The 18,474-nt window shown below is 64.8% G+C and carries 26 protein-coding genes; 7 read left to right on the top strand and 19 right to left on the bottom strand.

Annotation, left to right across the window (positions count from 1 at the left end; translation table 11 throughout):
* Positions 1–42: 42 nt before the first annotated feature.
* The 4 genes from ACRYLO_RS10380 to ACRYLO_RS10365 are packed head-to-tail and all read left to right on the top strand — an operon-like array spanning position 43 to position 4,369.
* The gene (locus ACRYLO_RS10380) at positions 43–1,239 is read left to right on the top strand and encodes an acyltransferase family protein (RefSeq protein ID WP_482660083.1); all 1,197 of its coding nucleotides are present in this window, start codon (positions 43–45) and stop codon (positions 1,237–1,239) included.
* A gap of 31 nt (positions 1,240–1,270) precedes the next feature.
* Complete coding sequence (locus tag ACRYLO_RS10375; protein WP_482660082.1) at positions 1,271–2,428, top strand: acyltransferase family protein; 1,158 nt, start codon at positions 1,271–1,273, stop codon at positions 2,426–2,428.
* Positions 2,425–3,486 (top strand): isoaspartyl peptidase/L-asparaginase family protein, encoded by a 1,062-nt coding sequence (locus tag ACRYLO_RS10370; RefSeq protein ID WP_482660081.1) that lies wholly within the window; start codon positions 2,425–2,427, stop codon positions 3,484–3,486. Before ACRYLO_RS10375 ends, ACRYLO_RS10370 begins: the two co-directional genes overlap by 4 nt.
* A 10-nt stretch (positions 3,487–3,496) precedes the next feature.
* Positions 3,497–4,369: a S1/P1 nuclease gene (locus tag ACRYLO_RS10365; protein ID WP_482660080.1), complete on the top strand. Its 873-nt coding sequence runs from the start codon at positions 3,497–3,499 to the stop codon at positions 4,367–4,369.
* 3 nt (positions 4,370–4,372) lie between these two features.
* Here the strand turns inward: ACRYLO_RS10365 and ACRYLO_RS10360 are convergent, their stop codons facing one another.
* From ACRYLO_RS10360 to ACRYLO_RS10300, 13 genes are all read right to left on the bottom strand, one after another.
* A complete protein-coding gene (locus ACRYLO_RS10360) occupies positions 4,373–4,645 on the bottom strand; it encodes a hypothetical protein (protein ID WP_482660079.1) in 273 nt (90 codons plus the stop codon).
* A 1-nt stretch (position 4,646) separates the two neighbouring features.
* On the bottom strand, positions 4,647–4,862 hold the full coding sequence (locus tag ACRYLO_RS10355) for a PF20097 family protein (protein ID WP_482660078.1): 216 nt from the start codon (positions 4,860–4,862) through the stop codon (positions 4,647–4,649).
* 1 nt (position 4,863) lies between these two features.
* On the bottom strand, positions 4,864–5,064 hold the full coding sequence (locus ACRYLO_RS10350) for a type II toxin-antitoxin system antitoxin (protein ID WP_482660077.1): 201 nt from the start codon (positions 5,062–5,064) through the stop codon (positions 4,864–4,866).
* A 16-nt stretch (positions 5,065–5,080) separates the two neighbouring features.
* Entirely contained in the window at positions 5,081–5,974 is an 894-nt protein-coding gene (locus ACRYLO_RS10345) for an SPFH domain-containing protein (RefSeq protein WP_482660076.1), read from the bottom strand.
* A 103-nt stretch (positions 5,975–6,077) separates the two neighbouring features.
* Positions 6,078–6,377, bottom strand: coding sequence for a hypothetical protein (locus ACRYLO_RS10340; RefSeq protein WP_482660075.1), 300 nt, complete (start codon positions 6,375–6,377; stop codon positions 6,078–6,080).
* An 80-nt stretch (positions 6,378–6,457) separates the two neighbouring features.
* Positions 6,458–6,856, bottom strand: coding sequence for a hypothetical protein (locus ACRYLO_RS10335; protein WP_482660074.1), 399 nt, complete (start codon positions 6,854–6,856; stop codon positions 6,458–6,460).
* A gap of 97 nt (positions 6,857–6,953) precedes the next feature.
* Entirely contained in the window at positions 6,954–7,466 is a 513-nt protein-coding gene (gene pal / locus ACRYLO_RS10330; protein ID WP_482660073.1) for a peptidoglycan-associated lipoprotein Pal, read from the bottom strand.
* An 86-nt stretch (positions 7,467–7,552) separates the two neighbouring features.
* A complete protein-coding gene (tolB, locus tag ACRYLO_RS10325) occupies positions 7,553–8,926 on the bottom strand; it encodes a Tol-Pal system beta propeller repeat protein TolB (protein WP_482660072.1) in 1,374 nt (457 codons plus the stop codon).
* A complete protein-coding gene (locus ACRYLO_RS10320; protein WP_482660071.1) occupies positions 8,927–9,742 on the bottom strand; it encodes a cell envelope biogenesis protein TolA in 816 nt (271 codons plus the stop codon).
* Positions 9,742–10,176, bottom strand: coding sequence for a protein TolR (gene tolR / locus ACRYLO_RS10315; RefSeq protein ID WP_482660070.1), 435 nt, complete (start codon positions 10,174–10,176; stop codon positions 9,742–9,744). The genes ACRYLO_RS10320 and tolR overlap by 1 nt, the downstream gene beginning before the upstream one ends.
* Positions 10,176–10,889: a protein TolQ gene (tolQ, locus tag ACRYLO_RS10310; RefSeq protein ID WP_482660069.1), complete on the bottom strand. Its 714-nt coding sequence runs from the start codon at positions 10,887–10,889 to the stop codon at positions 10,176–10,178. Before tolQ ends, tolR begins: the two co-directional genes overlap by 1 nt.
* Before the next feature lie 7 nt (positions 10,890–10,896).
* Positions 10,897–11,364: a tol-pal system-associated acyl-CoA thioesterase gene (ybgC, locus tag ACRYLO_RS10305; protein WP_482660068.1), complete on the bottom strand. Its 468-nt coding sequence runs from the start codon at positions 11,362–11,364 to the stop codon at positions 10,897–10,899.
* An 88-nt stretch (positions 11,365–11,452) separates the two neighbouring features.
* Positions 11,453–11,839, bottom strand: coding sequence for an EVE domain-containing protein (locus tag ACRYLO_RS10300; protein WP_482660067.1), 387 nt, complete (start codon positions 11,837–11,839; stop codon positions 11,453–11,455).
* Positions 11,840–12,018: 179 nt separating this feature from the next.
* Between ACRYLO_RS10300 and ACRYLO_RS10295 the strand changes: the two genes are divergently transcribed.
* Both ACRYLO_RS10295 and ACRYLO_RS10290 read left to right on the top strand, forming a co-directional pair.
* On the top strand, positions 12,019–12,387 hold the full coding sequence (locus ACRYLO_RS10295) for a hypothetical protein (protein WP_482660066.1): 369 nt from the start codon (positions 12,019–12,021) through the stop codon (positions 12,385–12,387).
* Positions 12,388–12,468: 81 nt separating this feature from the next.
* On the top strand, positions 12,469–12,747 hold the full coding sequence (locus tag ACRYLO_RS10290; RefSeq protein WP_482660065.1) for a DUF3297 family protein: 279 nt from the start codon (positions 12,469–12,471) through the stop codon (positions 12,745–12,747).
* Positions 12,748–12,869: 122 nt separating this feature from the next.
* Here ACRYLO_RS10290 and ACRYLO_RS10285 read toward each other — a convergent pair whose 3' ends face one another.
* The 5 genes from ACRYLO_RS10285 to ACRYLO_RS10265 all read right to left on the bottom strand — a co-directional run bounded on the left by ACRYLO_RS10285 (position 12,870) and on the right by ACRYLO_RS10265 (position 17,036).
* The gene (locus ACRYLO_RS10285; protein WP_482660064.1) at positions 12,870–13,616 is read right to left on the bottom strand and encodes an isocitrate lyase/PEP mutase family protein; all 747 of its coding nucleotides are present in this window, start codon (positions 13,614–13,616) and stop codon (positions 12,870–12,872) included.
* Positions 13,617–13,873: 257 nt separating this feature from the next.
* Positions 13,874–14,743, bottom strand: coding sequence for a hypothetical protein (locus ACRYLO_RS10280; protein WP_482660063.1), 870 nt, complete (start codon positions 14,741–14,743; stop codon positions 13,874–13,876).
* On the bottom strand, positions 14,695–14,811 hold the full coding sequence (locus tag ACRYLO_RS10275) for a DUF6471 domain-containing protein (protein WP_482661717.1): 117 nt from the start codon (positions 14,809–14,811) through the stop codon (positions 14,695–14,697). Before ACRYLO_RS10275 ends, ACRYLO_RS10280 begins: the two co-directional genes overlap by 49 nt.
* Before the next feature lie 226 nt (positions 14,812–15,037).
* Entirely contained in the window at positions 15,038–15,838 is an 801-nt protein-coding gene (locus ACRYLO_RS10270; protein ID WP_482660062.1) for a LytR/AlgR family response regulator transcription factor, read from the bottom strand.
* Positions 15,839–15,938: 100 nt separating this feature from the next.
* Positions 15,939–17,036 (bottom strand): sensor histidine kinase, encoded by a 1,098-nt coding sequence (locus tag ACRYLO_RS10265; protein ID WP_482660061.1) that lies wholly within the window; start codon positions 17,034–17,036, stop codon positions 15,939–15,941.
* Positions 17,037–17,177: 141 nt separating this feature from the next.
* Here ACRYLO_RS10265 and ACRYLO_RS10260 point away from each other — a divergent pair, with 141 nt between their 5' ends.
* On the top strand, positions 17,178–17,603 hold the full coding sequence (locus ACRYLO_RS10260; protein ID WP_482660060.1) for an OsmC family protein: 426 nt from the start codon (positions 17,178–17,180) through the stop codon (positions 17,601–17,603).
* Positions 17,604–17,707: 104 nt separating this feature from the next.
* Here ACRYLO_RS10260 and gpmA read toward each other — a convergent pair whose 3' ends face one another.
* Positions 17,708–18,394 (bottom strand): 2,3-diphosphoglycerate-dependent phosphoglycerate mutase, encoded by a 687-nt coding sequence (gene gpmA / locus ACRYLO_RS10255; RefSeq protein ID WP_482660059.1) that lies wholly within the window; start codon positions 18,392–18,394, stop codon positions 17,708–17,710.
* Between the last annotated feature and the right edge of the window lie 80 nt (positions 18,395–18,474).

Raw genomic sequence — 18,474 nt, 5'->3', positions numbered from 1 at the left:
CGCTAACCAATTGGTGAGGCTCGACCGCCTATAGCGCGGCGGGTGAGTGAAGCGAACCATGGTCTTGAGCGCTCCGGGCGGCATTACGGCCTCGACTGGCTGCGCATCGCCGCGTTCGCGCTGCTGATCGTCTATCACATCGCCATGGTCTTCTCGCCCTGGCCATGGGTGATCCATACCGATTACAAGCTTTCCTGGCTGATCGCGCCGATGGCGCTGCTGACGCCGTGGCGGCTGCCTTTGCTGTTCGCGGTGTCGGGCTTTGCCTCCTGGCATCTGTTCGCCAAGTCGCGCGATCCGCGCACATTTCTGTACGCGCGCAACCTGCGCCTGCTGATTCCGCTCGGCTTTGGCATGGCGGTGCTGATCCCGGTCGAAATGTGGGTGCGCGTGGTCGAGGCAGGCTATCCGCACGGCTATCTGCGCTTCTGGACCAGCGATTATTGGCGCATCGGCGAATTTTGGGGCCGCAGCTTCCCCAGCTGGGAGCATCTGTGGTTCGTCGTCTATCTCTGGGCCTATACGGTGGTCCTCGCCATGATCCTGTGGCGCGGTCGCCGACTATATGACCTGGTGAATGATCGGGTCGTGCCGTGGATGGCGCAGGGGTGGCGGCTTGTCTGGGTGCCTGCAGTGATGCTGGTGATCGCGCGGCTATGCCTGCAGTTCGTTGTCGCGGATGAGCAGGGGTTGCTGCGCGACTGGGCCGGGCATGCCAATTATCTCCCGCTGTTCCTGTTCGGGTTCGTGCTCGCGGGATCTCCGATGCTGTGGCCCGTGCTGCGCCGCGTCTGGGGCGGTGCGCTCGCATTGGCTGCAGTCAGCGGGGTCGCCGTGGTATTGGTCGAAACCACCTATCCCGGCAACGCCGTGCCGCCGCACTGGGTGATGGCGCTCGCGCGCGCCGGGCAGGTGGCGATGGGATGGGCGATGACCCTCGTCCTGATCCAGCTCGCCGACCGCTTCTGGAACCGCGATCATCGCTGGCGCAAGACGGCGGCAGAGGCGGTGTTTCCCTTCTACCTCGTCCATCAGCCCGCGATCGTGCTGATCGCCTGGCACACATTGCCGCTGCGGCTCTCGGCGGGTGTGCAGTTCCTGGTCCTGCTCGGCGGTACCGCGCTGGTCTGCACATTCAGCTATCTGATCGGGCGGGAGATCGGCTGGCTGCGCCCGTTGATCGGCCTTGGCCCCCGCCAGCGCGCCACGCCCGCCAAAATCTCGCCGCAAGCCGCCTGACAAGCTGCTTCGCCGGCGCTATGGCGCGCGCGTGGAACGGCATTATGGCATGGACTGGCTGCGGATCGGGGCGTTCGGCCTGCTGATCCTCTACCATATCGGCATGGTCTTTGTGCCATGGGGGTATCATGTAAAGACCGCCGAGCCTGCGGAATGGGTGACGGTGCCGATGCTGTTCACCAACCCGTGGCGACTTACCCTGTTGTTCGTCGTGTCGGGCTATGCCAGCCGCGCCTTGTGGCTGAAGTCGCGCGGAGCAGGGCACTTCGTTGCCGATCGCACGTGGCGGCTGATCCTGCCATTGCTGTTCGGCGTCGCCGTGATCGTGCCGCCGCAGGCTTGGGTCGAACTACGCACCCAATGGCCCTATCCCTATGATTTCTGGACCTTCTGGACCCAACATTATTGGTATTTCGGCGACTTCGGCCCGTTCATCCTGCCGACCTGGAACCATCTGTGGTTCGTCGGCTATCTCTACATCTACACGCTCGGCCTGGTGCTGATCGCCAGCCTGCCCGGCGGCGCGACGGTACAGCGGGTGTTCGACCAGCTGTTTGCCGGAACCCGCGTCTTGTGGCTGCCCGCCGCCTGGCTGCTGATGACCCAAGTGGTGGTGTTTCAGCGCTGGAGCGACACTCATGACGTGATCGGCGACGGCGTCGCGCACCTTGCCTATTTCCCCGCCTTCCTGTTCGGGTTCGCGCTCGCCGGGTCGAAGCCGGTCATGGGGTGGATCGCGCGGCTGTGGAAACCGGCGCTGGCGATCGGCCTCGCCGGATATGCCGTCACCGCCGCGATCGACGTCGCCTATACCGGCAAGATCCCGTGGCTGCCCAGCAGGATCATGCTCGCCGCGCGCTACATCCAGGCGTGGATGATGATCGCGGCGCTGATCGGGATTGCAGAGGTCTATCTCAACCGCGACCATCGCTGGCGCCCGATGCTGACCGAAGCGGTGTTCCCGTTCTACCTGATCCACCAGACGATCATCGTCGTCGCGATGTACTGGCTGCTCAAACTGTCGCTGCCCGCCGCGGTCGAGTTCGTGGTGCTGGTGCCGGTGACCGCGCTGGGCTGCTGGCTCTTCTACCGCTATGGGCGCGACGTGCCGTGGCTGCGGCCGCTGATCGGCCTGCGCTACGCCCCGCGCGTCGCCGCGCCGCCAAAACTGACCCCGGAGGCCGTATGAACCGCCTTTCCCTGTTGATCGGAGCCTTGCTGATGTCCGTCCCCGCCACCGCCCAGACGCAACCCGAGTGGACGCTTGTCATCCATGGCGGCGCTGGCGTGCTCGAACGCGACAAGATGACGCCGGAGCGTGAGGCGGCGGCGCGCAAGGGGCTGGATGCCGCGCTCGAGGCGGGATCGAAGGTGCTCGCAACGGGAGGCAGCGCGCTCGACGCGGTTGAGGCGGCGGTGAAAGTCTTGGAGGATGATCCGCACTTCAACGCCGGGCGCGGCGCAGTCTTCACCTATGAAGGCACCAACGAACTCGACGCCGCGATCATGGACGGCGCGGACCGCAAGGCAGGTGCGGTGGCCGGCGTCACCCGGACCAAGAACCCGATCAGTCTCGCGCGCAAGGTGATGGAGGACAGCCCGCACGTCATGCTCGCGGGTAAGGGCGCGGATGTGTTCAGCGCGGAGAAGGGGCTGGAGCAGGTCGGCCCCGACTGGTTCGCCACCGACGAGCGCCGCCGGCAGCTTGAAAAGATGAAGGCGCAGAAGACCAGCTGGTTCGACGTCGACATGAAGTACGGCACGGTCGGCGCGGTGGCGCGCGACAAGGCCGGCAACGTCGCGGCCGCGACCTCGACCGGCGGCGTCACCGGCAAGCGCTGGGGCCGCGTCGGCGATTCGCCGCTGATCGGCGCCGGCACCTATGCCGACAACCGCGCCTGCGCCGTGTCGGCGACCGGGGCAGGTGAGTTCTTCATCCGAGTTGGCGTGGCGCACGAAATTTGCGCCGACATGCGCAGTGCGCGGGTTTCGCAACATGTAGAATGTCCAGGCGAGAGCGGCGAGCTGGCATTCTGTTGGGAGCGTCAACCAGTCGCCTTGCAGACGGCATCGAATATCGCGACGAGGGTGATGGACGAGGTGAAGGATCTTGGCGGCTCGGGCGGGGTGATCTTCGTCACGCCCGAAGGTGCAGGCGGCTGGAGCTTCAACACCCCGGGCATGTACCGCGGCAAGGTATCGTCCAACGGTGCCAAGACCGTCGCGATCTATGGCGACGAACAGTAAGGACCGCGTCATGATTCGCTCCCTCATCGCGCTGTTCGCGCTCGCCGCCAGCTTCGCTGCCACTCCCGCGCTCGCCTATTGGGAGTTCGGGCATCAGACCGTCGCGACCATCGCCTACAAGAACGCAAAGCCCGAAACGCGCCGCGCGATCGACCGGCTGCTGGCGCGGCAGGGCCTGCTGGAAACCCCGACCTGTCCCGCGAAAACGCTGGAAGAGGCGAGCGTGTGGGCCGATTGCATCAAGCCGCTCGGCGCGCGGTTCAGCTACGCCTACAACTGGCACTATCAGAATGTGAACATCTGCAAGCCGTTCACGCTCAAGGGCAATTGCCCCGACGGCAATTGCGTGTCGGCGCAGATCGAGCGCGGCGTGAAGCTGTTGCAGGACAAGGATGTGCCGGTCCGCGAAAAGGTGATGGCGCTCGCCTTCCTCACCCACTTCGTGGGCGACCTGCACCAGCCGCTGCACGCGGGCGACAAGGGCGACCTCGGCGGCAATCGCGCGCGCACCGATTATGGCATCTATGCGCCCGAGCGGCTCAACCTGCACAGCATCCTGGACGGCTGGCTGGCCGAGCGCGCGATCACGACGCCGCCGCCGGTGATCCAGGTCTATTCCGCCGAAGAACGCGCCAAGGAAAGCGCCGGCACGGTCGAGGACTGGAGCCGCGAAAACTGGCAGGCGGCGCATATGGCCTATGAAGCCGCGTTCGACGGCGATCCGTGCCGCGCCGATGTCCCCGCACGCGGCAAGCTCGACGATGCCGATATCGAAAAGCTGGTCCCGATGATGCAGGAACAGATCAAGCGCGGCGGCCTGCGCCTCGCCCGACTGCTCGACGAAGCCTTTGGCCCGCCGCCGCCGGTTCAGCCGCGCCGCTGATCCTCAGTCCCGGTCCGGGCCCCAGCGCCAGCGGAAGCCGCCGTCGGTCTTGGTCCACACGAACCAGACGAACAGCGCGAGCATCGGCACCACCACCCCGATCCGCACAAACTGGGTCGGCGCCCAATGCAGGACCGCGACAAAGGCGAGGATGAAGAGCAGCATCGTCAGCCACCCCTGCCACGTCACCGGCGTTGCGCCCCAGCCGAACAGCTTGGGCGCAAACCAGTAACCCTCGCGCACCCGCAGTGCGTCACGATAGCGTTTCATGCTCATATCAGGCGGTGGCGTAATGTTCGAGAAAGCCGCAACTGCGGCAGCGCCAGCTGCGGATCTCGAACTTGCGGCGCTTGCCGATCTTGAGGCCCGTCCAAAAGCTCTTTTCCGGCGCGCCCTCGATCCATTTGCTGACATGTTTGGTGCCATAGCCCTCGTCAGCGACGAAGCCCTCGACCATCTGGCTCTGGCATTTGGGGCAGCTGTGTGAACGCATCCTATTCCTCCTTCGGCGGCCGCCCGCGCTTCGCGCGCACCGGATCCGCCAGTTTCACGCCACGCCGCGCCAGCGCCTCGCGCAGCAGGCATTCCACCTGGGCGTTGACGCTGCGCAGGTCGGTCGCCGCGCTCCGCTCGATCGCCGCATAGAGCGCGGGGTCGAGGCGGAGCGGGAACGCCTTCTTGGGTGGAGCGGCCATGGGCCTTTCTCTCCCGTTACTGGTACAGCGACCCGGCGTTCACCACCGGCTGCGTGTCGCGTTCGGAGCAGAGCACGACCATCAGGTTCGACACCATCGCCGCGCGACGCTCGTCGTCCAGCTCGACGACATTCTTCTCCGACAGTTGCTCCAGTGCCATTTCGACCATGCCGACCGCACCCTCGACCAATGTCTTGCGCGCGGCGACCACCGCCTCGGCCTGTTGCCGGCGCAGCATCGCCTGGGCGATCTCCTGCGCATAAGCGAGGTGGGTCAGGCGGCACTCGTCGATATGCACGCCCGCCGCCAGCACCCGCTCCTGCAATTCGACGCGCAGCTCCTCGCTGACATGCTCGGCATTGCCGCGCAGCGTCATCTCCTCATGCGTGAAGTCGTCATAGGGGTAGCGCGATCCGATCGCGCGTACCGCGCTTTCGATCTGGATGTGCACGAACTCGCGATAGTCATCGACGTCGAACAGTGCCTGTGCAGTATCCGCCACGCGCCACACCACGTTCGACGCGATCTCGATCGGGTTGCCGCGCAGGTCATTCACCTTCAGCCGCTCCGATGTGATGTTGTGGATGCGGACCGAGATTTTCTTCTTGATCATCCACGGCCAGGTCCAGCGCAGACCGGTGACCCGATCGGTCCCTTTGTAATCGCCGAACAACAGGATCGCCGCCGCCTGATTGGGCTGAAGCAGGTAGAAGCCGGGCGCGACAAACGCGAGGATCAGCACGCCCAGCACCAGCGCAAACGGTGCCCATGCCGCTTCGCCGATCTGCGGCGCGGACGCGATAATGCCGATCAATGCGGCGAGTGCGACGAGCAGCATGGCATAGCCGCTGGCAGTGCGGGCGGGGCGCTCGGCACTGGAGCGCAGCGCGCGCGAATCGAACTCCGACATAATTTGCCTCCCTGAAAAGATGATATCATATTTATATCGAATCGGGTGGCGTGCAAGTGAAATCGGATGGCCCCCGCCAGCGGTGCCGGCGGGGGCCGTTCGGTCACTTCGCACCAGCCTCCCACGCCAGCCAGCAGATCGCGAGGAAGGGCAGGGCGATGGCCGCCGCCACGAACAGCTGGCGCGCGATGCTGAGGCGAAACTGCTCGGGATGATCCGCCTCGACCCGGCGGATCGCGGCGGCATGGATCGGATCGCCCTTCAGCATCCCGCGGTCGATCGCGGAACCCGATTTGAGGAAGGCGATCAACTCCGTGCGCTCGCTCGGGTCGAGCGCGGGGTAGCGGTTGAGGAGCCCGGCGATGCGCTCGCGCAGGCTGGTGTCGGTAACAATGTCGTCCATGCTGAATTCCCGTTGCGGCGCACGCGCGCGCACGCCGGCCGCCTCAAAGGCGGCGTGTTTGATCGATCAGGTTGCGGGGTTCAGGCGGAGAGCGGCGGTGCGCGGGCGCGATAGCGCGAAGCCGGAGGCGAGCCTGGCGCGGCGTCCGCACGCGGCACGGCCGGGCGAAGCTGCGGCGCGGGGTAGGGTGAAACGACTGCGGCATGGTGCACCGGCAGCGGCGGATCGCCATCGGGGCGATCCTGTGCCTTCAGCGACCGTTGCGCCGCCGCCTTGATGAGCGACGCTGGGTCGCGAAACTGGGCATGGACCGGAGCGGGTGCGGTCAGCGCCGCCGCGCGCAGCCCGGCGCCGTCAAGCTGCGGCAGCGCCGGGGTCGCGGCAATCGCATTGAACGCCAGCAACAGCCCCGCCAGCCACAGCCATAAGTGGCGCGGCGCACGGGTCAGCGCGGGACTGGAGGAAGGCTCAGGCGTCATGCGTAGCGGCGATATAGCGATGGCGGCGCGAATTGCCCGCCCAAACAAAAGGGGCGCGACGATTGCCGCGCCCCTTCGTCGATACAGCTTGAACCGGTCAATTGATGACGATGGTCACCGCGCGACGGTTCTGCGCCCAGCTGGCTTCGTCCGAACCCAGCGCGATCGGGCGTTCCTTGCCATAACTGATCGTCGTGATCCGCGTCGGCGAAACGCCGCGCGCGGCGAGGTAGTTCTTCGCCGCATTGGCGCGCCGGTCGCCCAGCGCCAGGTTATATTCGCGCGTCCCGCGCTCGTCGGCATGGCCTTCCAGCGTGATCCGCGTGTTGGGATATTGCGTTAGCCACTGCGCCTGGCTGTCCAGAATCTGCCGCGCACGCGCATCGATATCATATTGGTCGAAATCGAAGTTGATCGTGTCGCTGACGACATTCTGCTTGAAATGTTCAGCGGTACCCGGCTGTGCGCCGCCGCCGCCCGGTCCGGGACCGGGGCCGGGATCGACCGGGCCGCCAGGGCCCGGTGGCAAGGTTTCGGGCCGCTTTTTCTGGCAGCCGACGACGGCAACTGCCATCGTCGCAACGATCAGGGCGGTTTTGAACTTCGCCATTGGCCTATTCTCCCTTGGCTATCTTGAATTTCGATACCCCTGCGTAACGGACAGGGTGCGGGTGAGTTCCCGCTGCGTCAACCCGTTTACGGTCGTAACGGTCCCCATGACGGATCGGAACCGTCCAATTGGGTCGGAATCCGTCGCGACGTGCTGCCGGTCAAATCGACCGACCAGATGTCGGACTTGCCCGACGGCCCCTGCGCCCCGCGCGAAAACAGCAGCACGCGGCCATTGGGCGACCAGCTCGGTCCTTCGTCGCCCCAGGCGTCGGTCAGCAGCTTTTCGCCACCGCCCGACGGGTTCATCACGCCGATGCGGAATCCGCCGCCCATGCGCGTGAACGCGATCAGGTCGCCGCGCGGGCTCCAGGCCGGGGTGGCATAGCGCCCGCTGCCAAAGCTGATCCGCTGCTGGTTCGATCCGTCGGCGTTCATGACATAGAGCTGCTGGCTGCCTGAACGATCGCTCTCGAACACGATCTTGGATCCGTCGGGCGAGTAGCTCCCCCCGGTGTCGATTCCCGGCGCGGTCGTCAGCCGCTGCGGCGTGCCTCCGCCCGCCGCGATGCGATAGACATCGGCATTACCCGCCACCGACATGGTGAACAGGATCCAGCGGCCATCGGGCGAAAAGCGCGGCGCGAACGCCAGGCTGACATTGGTCACCAACAGCCGCTGCGTGCCGTTCGAGAGGTCATAGACATAGAGCGACGGCTTGTCGTTCTGGTAGCTCATATAGGCGATGCGCCGCTCGTCCGGCGAGAAGCGCGGGGTCAGCACGATCGACTGGCCGTTGGTCAGGAACCGGTGGTTCGCGCCGTCCTGATCCATGATCGCCAGCCGCTTGATGCGGCGGTTCTTCGGCCCGGTCTCGCTGACATAAATCACCCGGCTGTCGAAATACGGCCCCTCCCCGGTCAAGCGGGTATAGACGGTGTCGGAGCATTTATGCGCGGCCCGCCGCCAGTCGGCCGGGCGCACAACGAAGCCCTCGCGCGCCAGCTCGGTGCCCAGCGCGACGTCATAGAGGTAGCAGCCAACAGTCAGATTGCCGTCGCCATTGGCCCGCACGAATCCGTGCACCAGCGCCTGCGCGGTCGCGCCGCGCCAATAGCCAAAGTCCGGCGCGCTCACTTCGCTCACCGGAATCGCGCGGACGCCCGTAGGGCCAAGCGGCTTGAACAAGCCGGTGTTGCGCAGATTGTCGGCGATGATCTGCGACACCTGCCGGCCCAGCACGTCGGTGCTGCCCGCCGCCGTGCTGACGACCTGCTGCGTCGGCATCGGCGGGATGATGATGGTCAGGTCCTGCGCGCTCTCATCGGTCACGTCGATGGTCGGCAGCTCCTGGCTCTCGCCCGCCGGGGCCGCAGGCTGGGCGGTCGGCTGCTCCTGTGCCAGGGCCGGCACCGCAACAAGGAACGTCGTCGTGGCGGCAAAAAGGGTGCGCAACTTCATTTACAGTCTCCTGTCGAAGGACAGTCGGAAGGCTTTCCAGCCGTCATAATATTCCTCGGGCAACCCTTCAAAGGGTGCGGCAAGCCGGATCGCGGCAAGCGCGCGCTCCTTGTGCAACTCCTGCTGCGGGCGATTGCTGGCGGTCTGCCCGGTCTGCTGGACCACGCGCGGTTGCCCCGCGAGCGATCCATCGCGGTTCAGCCGCACCTCGACGATCGTTGCGAGCAGATTGACGTCCGCACCGGTCGGCGCGCGCCAATGCGGCTTCACCTGCCGCCGGATCAGGCCGAAGATCGATGAGCGGACCTCAGGTCCCATCTGCGCGGCCTGGGGCGTCGTCGCCTTGCCCTTGCTCGCCTGGTCGGTCAGGCCGTCGGTGATGCCGGTCAGGCGACCGGTCGGACGCACCGCCTGTCGCTCGCTCTTTTGCTGTGCCTTGGCGGGGGCCGGGTTCGACTTCTTCGCCTCCGCCTTGGGCTGCGGCCGTGGAGCCGGGGCGGGCGCGGCCTTGGGCGGAGTCGGGTCGGGCTTGGCCACCGGCTCGGGCTGAGTCTCCGGCACCGGTGGCGGTGAATTGGGTTCGGGCGGGGCGGGGACTTCGGCCAGCCGCTCGGCCGGTGCTTCGGTCTCGATCACCGGGGCCTCGCTGACCAGCCCCGCTTCATCGGTCAGCGACACTTCGATCGGGGTCGGCTTGATGTCGAGCGGGTCGACCTTGGGCATGATCGTGAGCGACAGCAGGGCGAACAGCGCGGCATGGCCGATCACGGCCACGCCGACGCCGACACCTTCCCTGCGGTCGATCGCCACCGCCATCAGTTCTTGCCCTCACCCGTGGTGACGAGTGACACCTTGTTCAGCCCTGCGCGGTTGAGCTCGCCCATCACGACCATGACCTTGCCGTAATCCAGCCTTGTGTCGGCGCGCAGAAACACCTGCGGCTTCTGCTCCCCGCGCGCGCTGGCGATGTCGGCTAGCAGGCCGGGCAACTGGCCCTCCGCCACTTCGCTGTCGTCGAGGAACACGGTGCCGCGTTCGTCGATCGAAATCTGGATAGGCTTTTCGTCCTGCTCCAGCGGCTTGGCACGGCTTTCGGGCAGGTTCACCGGCACGCCTGCGGTCAGCAGCGGCGCGGTGACCATGAAGATGATCAGCAGCACCAGCATCACGTCGACCAATGGCGTGACATTGATGTCCGCCATCGGCGCGCGCCGCCCCTTGCCGCGCGAAGAGGGAAGCTTCGCGCCCATCAGAGCACCGGCTTGCTGCCCGCCGGCGCGCTGTCGAGCTGGCGGCTGAGCGTGGCGTGGAAGCCATCGGCGAAGCGGTTCAGCCGCGCTTCGACCTTGTCGATGCCATGGCTGAAGCGGTTATACGCGATCACGGCGGGGATGGCCGCGAAAAGCCCGATCGCGGTCGCGAACAGCGCCTCGGCAATGCCCGGCGCGACCACCGCGAGCGACGTGCTCTGCTGCCCCGCAATCGCGGTAAAGCTGCGCATGATGCCGAGCACCGTGCCGAGCAGCCCGACGAACGGCGCGGTCGCACCGACCGTGGCGAGGATGTTCAGCCGGTCGGACAGGCGGTCGACCTCCAGCGCGACCGCCGTGCCCATCGTCGTCGCCAGCCGCTCGCGCGTCCCGTCCTTGTCGAGCGCGCGCCCGCCAGTGGAGCGCCGCCATTCGGTCACGCCCGCCGCGAACACCCGCGCGGTCGGATGATCCTCGTCGCCATGCAGCTTGTAAAAGGCGTCGATATCGTCGGTCTTGCGATAATCGCCCTCGAACCGGTCGGCGGCCTTGCGCGCGGCGGCGATGCGGCCGCGGAGCGACAGGATGATCGCCCAGGTCCAGATGCTGGCCAGCACCAGGCCGATCATGATCGCCTTCACGTCCCATTCGGCCTGCAAGAACAGGCCGATATAGGATGCGCTGTCGAATTTCAGATTTGCGAACCAGTCCATGTGTCGCTCAGTTTCCCTTCCAGACCAGCGGCACGAACGCTTCGACCCACTCCGGCGGTTGCCGCCGCGCGCGCCCCATCGGGGTCACGAACGCCGCTTCCACATCCGCCTGGGTCAGCAATTCCCCGTTCCGCATGACTCGTTGCTGAATATTCACCGCCGCCGCCCGCACGCGCAGAACCCGGCTGACGACCACCAACGCATCGTCGAGCCGCGCGGGTGCGACGTAACGGATGGCGATGTCACGCACGACATAGACGCCTTCGCCCGCCTCATGCGCCGCCCGCTGATCGATCCCGGCACAGCGCAGCATATCCGATCGCGCGCGCTCCATGAACCGCAAGTAATTGGCGTGATACACCACTCCCGACAGGTCGGTGTCCTCAAAATAGACACGGACGGGGAAGACATGCTCGACACCGTCGAAACGGCCCGACGCGGGGGGAAGGTCTAGTTCGCTCACCGCACTGCCCATAGCGGCGGGGGGAATCGAAGTTCAACTGTCACGGGCAGGATGGGGCGCACGCGCGACGAACGGGGCGGGGGCGGCGTGGTTCTGCGGGTCAGACTTTCGCCATCTCCAGCACCACATCCCATTCCGCCGCGCTGACCTTCCCCACCGACAGCCGCGAATATTTGACAAGCTCCATCGCCTCCAGCCGGGGCTCGGCCTTCACCTGCTTGAGCGTCACCGGATTCGCCAGCGGCTCCACCGGCTTCATCTCGACCGACACCCAATGCTTGCCCTCGCCATCGGGTTTGGCTTCGCGGCTCACTTCCATGATGCCGACGATCTCAAGCCCAATATTGCTGTGATAGAAGAAGGCGCGGTCGCCGACCTTCATCGCGCGCAGATTGCCCGCAGCCGTATGATTGCGCACGCCGTCCCATTCGGTGCTGCCGTCGCGCACCAGATCGTCCCAGCTGAACACATCGGGTTCGGATTTCATCAGCCAAAGATTCATCGGGACAAGCTCCTTGTTCGCCGCCTCCATCGCGTCACTTTATCTAAACCACAAGTGAATGCGCGATTCCGCAGCCGTTCAGGCCGACTCGCCCAAAAAGGGCATCCAGACGGACCTCAAATGCGTTGAGACGTCGGAATGTGCAGATGCACGAGGAGGAAGCCATGAAGACGATGATCACCAAGGCGGTGCTCGGTCTCACCCTCGGCGCCACCGCGCTCACCGCGGCCGCGCCGGCAGAGGCCCAGCGCTATCGCCATCGCGACCGTGACAATACCGGCACCGCCATCGCCGCCGGCATTGCCGGTGTCGTGATCGGCGCGGCAATCGCCAGCTCGAACCGCGACCGTTATCATGACCGCCGCTATCGCGGCTATGACCGCTATGACGGCTATTACCGCCAGCGCGGCTATTATCCGCGCGAAAGCTATCATTATCGCGATTATGAGCGGCGCAACTGGCGCGGCTGCACCATTCGCCGCGTCTATGACCCCTATCTGGGGCATCGCGTGAAGGTGCGCTACTGCCGCTAAACGGCGCGATAACAGGGCGGCGCGAAACTCCGGTTTCGCGCCGCTTTTGTTTGCGCGCATTTCAGGTTAGAGGCGCGCGCCATGAGCGACACTCCTCCCGACCGGCTCTCGGTCAATCCAAAGAGCCCCTTTTTCGACCAGGCGCTGCTCCAGCGCGGTATCGGCATCCGCTTCAAGGGCGTCGAGCGCCGCGATGTCGAGGAATATTGCATCTCCGAAAGCTGGATCCGCGTTCAGGTCGGCAAGACCATGGACCGCAAGGGCAATCCCCTGACGATCAAGCTGTCCGGCCCGGTCGAAGCATGGTTCGAGAGCACGTCTGAGGGCGAAGGCGAAGCGGATCCCGAGGCCGAAGCCTGAAATACCGCGTCACCCCGGCCTTGTGCCGGGGTCCACGGCTCCCCGCGTCCGGCGCTTGAGCCTCTTGTTTCGCACTCGCCTCCCAGTGGACCCCGGCACATGGCCGGGGTGACCATCGCTATTCAGCGGAGCAGGGCCCCCGCCGCGTCCTCCACCGCCCGCATCGCCGCGCGGAACGGGAACGGCCCATGGCTGATCCGCGCCACACCGGCCGTCGCCACCGCCGCCGCATCCGGCGCGCCCGGAAACGCCATGAAATTCACCGGCAGCGGCGATTCGCGGCACACCCGCGCCAACAGGTCGAGATCGGCCAGCCCCGGCACGAAAAACCCGCTCGCCCCCGCCGCCGCATAGGCATGCGCGCGGGCGATGGCGGCATCGACCTTCACCGCATCATGCGTCTCCGCCGCCGCCTGCAGGAAGATATCGGTCCGTGCGTTGATGAAGAAGTCCGGCCCGGTCGCGGCGCGGATCGCGGCGATGCGCGCGGCCTGAACCTCCGGCGCGTGCATCCCAGTGCCGCCGATCACCTGATCCTCGAAATTGCACCCGATCGCCCCGGTCGCTGCGAGCAGCGCGACGTTCGACGCCACTGCATCGGGAGCGACCGCATATCCCCCCTCGAAATCGATCGACACTGGCAGGTCGACCGACCCGACGATCCGCCGCGCATTGCCCAGCGCCAGGTCGAGCGGCAGCGCCTCAGCGTCCGAAAACCCGTTCGCCGCCGCCACCGATGCACTACCCGTGGCGATCGCCTTCGCCCCGGCAGCTGCAACTGCCCTGGCCGATCCGGCGTCCCACACATTCACCAGCACCAGCGGCGCACCCGGCGCATGCAGCGCGGCAAATTCAGCGAATCGGTTCACGGACATCCTCCCACGTTCCGGCCATGATAGGGGTGGAACGAAAACAGAACAAGTCATTCCTTGCGGGTCTCGATCCTCCCGCGCCAGAGAGAGGTGTCAGCGCAGCAGACCGGCATCAAGTAGCAAATTGCACAGCGTGACTGCGGGTGTCACCGTATCAGATGTGCTGATCACCTTTCCGCAATTCTGCGGATGCGATGTCTGACATAATGCCGAGCCCTGGGAGGCGCTGGTGAGTGTTTATATTGCCGGCGGCTCTACTCTTCGTCGTTCCCCTCGGGAGACTGTCGCATCTTTTTCCCCTCCCAAAAGCCCTCATCAGGTTTGATGAAGGAAAACGGCAGAGTGTGAGTCCTCTGGAATACGTCCGCATATTGTATGGTGCCGTAGAAGTAGACCTCCCACTCCCGTTGGTTCGCGCGCCAGAGGGCGCTGCCAACAAAAACCGGGCAAGATAGCGTCTCTTCGCCGTTCTGAGAGAGACGTCCGGTGAATTTCTTTCGGTCGAGCGGTTCGGGACGGGGCCATTGCCCCTCGCGCTCTTTGAGATCGACAACGCACGAATAGGCAAAGGAGAGGATTTTAGCTGGCGTCGATCCAAGATTCCGAATCGTGATTTCGATAGTCAGGTCTGGCTCATCGATCCCCGCTTCGCCGGGCGAAAGGACAGTTTTCACCACCACATTTTCGACGCTCAGATAGGCTCTCAAGTCAGTATGGACTGCCATTCTGGCAATGTCATTGGACTTGACCGTAAGCCTCAGCGCGCAAATTACCGCCATGAGGCTGATGAAGCTCAGGAACGTTGCGACGATGGACCAAGTAGTGGCTCGCCTGGACTCATGCGCTGCTTTTTCAGCAGCTTTGGCGGCGCGCCATTGGGCGCACAGATCAGCGACGTCGTGATCCTCGGCATTGTAACAGGGGTCGGGATCATAGCCGGGATAGGCCGCAAATGGTGGGGTGGGGCTAGCGGCGGGGGTTGGTGGCGTCGCGGCAAGCTGCGCCGCTGGGGCGGCTTGGCTAGCGCTGTTGCTGCCCTCAGCCTTTTCAGCGGGTAGCTGAGCGCCGCATAAGGTTAGCCATCCGACAAGCGCGCAGACGATGTACCGATAGCCTCTAGGCACTGGATCAGAAACGCCGCTGTGAATTTGCCCCGGCTGATCTTATTCCTGATATTCCGCTCAGAGTCCACGACCCCGATTGCCGCCAGCTTTTCAACCAGCTGCGCGTAGGTCACTCCCGACGCGCAAGTTCGCCCTTGAGCAATAGCTTCGCCTTCGGTTCCCAAACGGTTTCGTTCGCTTCATTGCCGCTGCTGACGGAGGGGGCACGGCCGCGAGAGCCGACAGGCCACAGCCGTCCTCCCCCTCCGTCGCCTTCGGCGCCACCTCCCCCTGGCGGGGGAGGATTTCAGGCGGTCAGTGAACGAACCGCGCCACCACGTCGCGATAGCTGCGGCTCACCTTCACCTGTGACCCCGAATCGAGGATCAGGAAACACTCGCCATTGGTGTGCGGCTTGACCTGCTTGACTTGGTCGAGGTTGACGATGGTCGAGCGGTGGACACGCTGGAACCGGCGCGGGTCGAGCCGTTTTTCCAGATCCTTCATCGTCTCGCGCAGCACCAGCGTATTGTCCGCGGTCTTGATGCACATATAGTCGCCGGCGGCTTCGACCACCTCGATCGTATCGACATCGACGCGGAAAATCTGCCCGCGATCCTTGATGTTGATCAGCTTCTCATAGCGGTTCGACGAGACGTCGCCCTCGCTCGCGGCCAGCTCTTCGGCTGCCTCGGGCGCAACTTCGGCGAGCACTTCCTTGAGCTTCTCGACCTCTTCGACGCCGCGCTTTTCGGTCAGGCGCTGGCGCACGCGCTCCAGCGTGTCGGCAAGGCGCCCTTCGTCGACGGGTTTCATCAGATAATCCATCGCATTCGCCTCGAACGCGCGGATCGCATGATCGCTATAGGCGGTGACGAACACGAACAGCGGCGGTTCGATTTCCATCAGCCCCTGCACGACCGAAAATCCGTCGAATCCGGGCATCTGGATGTCGAGGAAGACCAGGTCGGGCTTGTGCGTCTTGATCGACCGGATGGCCTCACGGCCATTCTGGCATTTGTCGATGATCTCGACATCGTCATGCGCCTGCAGGCGCAATTCGAGGCCCTGGATGGCCAGAGGTTCGTCATCGACCAGGATGGTGCGGATCGTCATATCTCTCTCTACTCAAAAACGCGTCGTTCCGATGCCCCCGGTCCGACGCCCACAACCCCTGCCTTTAAACTCCCAACCAATGGTTACGGTCCGGTTCCGGTCAAGCTGCTTCCTTGGCTTGCTCCTCGAACTGGAACGGAATTTCGATCTCAACGCGGAAACCGCCTCCCGGGTCCGAATGCGTCGAAAAGCGGTGCTCCGCGCCGAATGCCTGCGCCAGTCGTTCACGGATATTGGTAAGCCCAACCCCGGTTGAAAGGCTTGGCCGGTTCTTGCTCTCGATCAATCCCGGACCGGTGTCCGATACGGTGATCTGCACCCGTTCGCCGTTGAGCCGAGCGGCCACGCGGATTTCGGCACCCTCTTCCTGCGGCGTCACGGCATATTTGATCGCATTCTCGACCAGCGGCTGGAGCAGCAAAGAGGGCAGACGTGCCTTGGCGGTGCGCGGGTCGATATCGAACTCGGGCTTCAGCCGGGCATCGAACCGCATCTTCTCGATCTCGAGATAGAGTTTCAGCGTCTCTACCTCCTGCGCCAGCGTGACATGCGCCGTCGGCTCGTTGGCCAGCGTGTAGCGCAGGAAATTGGCGAGCCGCGCCAGCATCGCATTGGCGCGGTCGGTCTGCTTCAGCAGCACCAGGGTCGAGATCGAATTGAGCGTATTGAACAGGAAATGCGGGTTGAGCTGATAGCGCAGCATCGCCAGCTGCGCCGAACTCGCCTGGCTCTCCAGTACCTGCATGCGGTCGATCTGATCCTCGACGATCAGATAGAAGTTGATCCCGAAATACAGCGCCGACCACCCCGCCAGCACGGTGAAGGTCAGGAACAGGCTGCCCAGGATCAGCGGCAGCTCGATCCCCGGATCGCCGCGCATCACCGATACGGTAAAGGCATTGAGCACGGCATAGACCAGGGTTGCCGCCGCCAGTGTCGCGATCGACGCGAGGATGCCGGTGATCCGCGGCAGTCGTCGGTAATAGCCATAGAGCGCCGACAACAGCAGCGTCAGGCAATATCCCACGATCGCCTCGATCGTGACGCGGATCAGATCCTCGAAGCTGAAGGTGCGGTTCGAGAAGTTGGAAACCGCGCGCAGCAGCAGATAGCCGCCCCAGCCCGCGCCCTGCAGCATCCAGAAGGCGCGGCTCTTCTGTTCGAAAAAGGGGCGGGAGAAGATGGTGGGCTTGGTCATTGCGTTGGCGGCTTCTCTACATCGCAGCTCGACCGGTGGGAAGAATATGCGGAACGTGACCGTCACGATATCGTTGCACCAGCGGCTATATTGCACGCCGCACCCCGTGTCGGGGACGCCCCATGATCAGGAGACATGCCGATGACCACCCGCACCGCCACCGCCCGCTATTCCGGTTTCGGCAAGGAAGGGAAGGGCGCGATCACCACCCAGTCCGGCGTGCTGACCGACCAGTTTTACGGCTTCAACACGCGGTTCGAGGATGAGCCGGGCACCAATCCCGAAGAGCTGATCGCCGCCGCCCATGCCGGCTGCTTCACCATGGCATTGAGCTTCGCGCTGGCCAAGGCGGGCTTCAGCGAAGGCACGCTGGAGACCAAGGCGGCGGTCAAGCTGGAGCAGAAGGATGGCGGCTTCACCATCACCCGCTCCGATCTGACGCTGGAAGCCACCGTCCCCGGCATCGACCCCGACCAGTTCGCCGACCTCGCCGACGAGGCGAAAAAGAACTGCCCGGTGTCGAAGCTGATGACCGCCGAGGTGAGCCTGGCGCACAAGCTGAACTAAGACGTTTCTCTCTCCGTCGTCCCGGACTTGAGCCGGGACCGGGCTGCCTTCCTCGAGAAGAAGCCCAGCCCCGGGTCAAGCCCGGGGCGACGAGAGCGGCGCGCTTACCGCTCGTTCAAATAATAGCGATCCGTCGCGGTCAGATCATCCGCCAGCTCATACACGATCGGCTGCCCCGTTGGGATCTCAAGGCTCGCGATGTCCGCGTCCGAAATCCCCGACAAATGCTTGACCAGCGCACGCAGCGAATTGCCGTGCGCCGCGATCAGCACGCGCTTGCCCGCACGCAGGTCCGGCGCGATCCGCTCTTCCCAATAGGGCAGCACGCGCGCGATCGTGTCCTTCAAACTCTCGGTCTGCGGGATCGGGATACCCTTGTAACGCAGATCCTTGGCGAGGTCCCACGGCGACCCTTCCTCGGGCAGCGGGGGCGGGATGTCGAAGCTGCGGCGCCAGATCTTGACCTGATCGTCGCCGTGCAGCGCTGCGGTCTCCGCCTTGTCGAGCCCGGTCAGCCCGCCATAATGGCGCTCGTTCAGCTTCCAGCTCTTCTCGGTCGGCAGCCACAACCGCCCCATCGCCTCCAGCGCCAGGTTGAGCGTCTTGATCGCCCGGCTCTGAAAGCTGGTGTAGGTCATGTCGAAGTCGAGACCCTTGTCGCGCATCAGTTCGCCCGCGGCCCAGGCCTCTTTCACGCCCTGTTCGGTCAGGTCGACGTCCCACCATCCGGTGAAGCGGTTTTCCAGATTCCAGGACGACTGGCCGTGGCGGATCAGGACGAGCGTGGGCATGGGACCTCCGTGTAGTTTCGCACGCCCCTTACCGTTCAGGCTGAGCTTGTCGAAGCCCTGTTCTTCTTCCTAGGTGCAAA

This window comes from Sphingomonas sp. SDUR79 (assembly GCF_056821745.1).
This window is presented reverse-complemented; position numbering and strand designations above follow the sequence as displayed.

What these genes read in the sequence shown, in the direction of transcription:
- ACRYLO_RS10370 (WP_482660081.1), top strand. Translation starts at nt 2,425, where the DNA reads ATGAACCGCCTTTCCCTGTTGATCGGAGCCTTGCTGATGTCCGTCCCC.
- ACRYLO_RS10365 (WP_482660080.1), top strand. Translation starts at nt 3,497, where the DNA reads ATGATTCGCTCCCTCATCGCGCTGTTCGCGCTCGCCGCCAGCTTCGCT.
- ACRYLO_RS10360 (WP_482660079.1), bottom strand. Translation starts at nt 4,645, where the DNA reads ATGAGCATGAAACGCTATCGTGACGCACTGCGGGTGCGCGAGGGTTAC.
- ACRYLO_RS10355 (WP_482660078.1), bottom strand. Translation starts at nt 4,862, where the DNA reads ATGCGTTCACACAGCTGCCCCAAATGCCAGAGCCAGATGGTCGAGGGC.
- ACRYLO_RS10350 (WP_482660077.1), bottom strand. Translation starts at nt 5,064, where the DNA reads ATGGCCGCTCCACCCAAGAAGGCGTTCCCGCTCCGCCTCGACCCCGCG.
- ACRYLO_RS10345 (WP_482660076.1), bottom strand. Translation starts at nt 5,974, where the DNA reads ATGTCGGAGTTCGATTCGCGCGCGCTGCGCTCCAGTGCCGAGCGCCCC.
- ACRYLO_RS10340 (WP_482660075.1), bottom strand. Translation starts at nt 6,377, where the DNA reads ATGGACGACATTGTTACCGACACCAGCCTGCGCGAGCGCATCGCCGGG.
- ACRYLO_RS10335 (WP_482660074.1), bottom strand. Translation starts at nt 6,856, where the DNA reads ATGACGCCTGAGCCTTCCTCCAGTCCCGCGCTGACCCGTGCGCCGCGC.
- pal (WP_482660073.1), bottom strand. Translation starts at nt 7,466, where the DNA reads ATGGCGAAGTTCAAAACCGCCCTGATCGTTGCGACGATGGCAGTTGCC.
- tolB (WP_482660072.1), bottom strand. Translation starts at nt 8,926, where the DNA reads ATGAAGTTGCGCACCCTTTTTGCCGCCACGACGACGTTCCTTGTTGCG.
- ACRYLO_RS10320 (WP_482660071.1), bottom strand. Translation starts at nt 9,742, where the DNA reads ATGGCGGTGGCGATCGACCGCAGGGAAGGTGTCGGCGTCGGCGTGGCC.
- tolR (WP_482660070.1), bottom strand. Translation starts at nt 10,176, where the DNA reads ATGGGCGCGAAGCTTCCCTCTTCGCGCGGCAAGGGGCGGCGCGCGCCG.
- tolQ (WP_482660069.1), bottom strand. Translation starts at nt 10,889, where the DNA reads ATGGACTGGTTCGCAAATCTGAAATTCGACAGCGCATCCTATATCGGC.
- ybgC (WP_482660068.1), bottom strand. Translation starts at nt 11,364, where the DNA reads ATGGGCAGTGCGGTGAGCGAACTAGACCTTCCCCCCGCGTCGGGCCGT.
- ACRYLO_RS10300 (WP_482660067.1), bottom strand. Translation starts at nt 11,839, where the DNA reads ATGAAATCCGAACCCGATGTGTTCAGCTGGGACGATCTGGTGCGCGAC.
- ACRYLO_RS10295 (WP_482660066.1), top strand. Translation starts at nt 12,019, where the DNA reads ATGAAGACGATGATCACCAAGGCGGTGCTCGGTCTCACCCTCGGCGCC.
- ACRYLO_RS10290 (WP_482660065.1), top strand. Translation starts at nt 12,469, where the DNA reads ATGAGCGACACTCCTCCCGACCGGCTCTCGGTCAATCCAAAGAGCCCC.
- ACRYLO_RS10270 (WP_482660062.1), bottom strand. Translation starts at nt 15,838, where the DNA reads ATGACGATCCGCACCATCCTGGTCGATGACGAACCTCTGGCCATCCAG.
- ACRYLO_RS10265 (WP_482660061.1), bottom strand. Translation starts at nt 17,036, where the DNA reads ATGACCAAGCCCACCATCTTCTCCCGCCCCTTTTTCGAACAGAAGAGC.
- ACRYLO_RS10260 (WP_482660060.1), top strand. Translation starts at nt 17,178, where the DNA reads ATGACCACCCGCACCGCCACCGCCCGCTATTCCGGTTTCGGCAAGGAA.
- gpmA (WP_482660059.1), bottom strand. Translation starts at nt 18,394, where the DNA reads ATGCCCACGCTCGTCCTGATCCGCCACGGCCAGTCGTCCTGGAATCTG.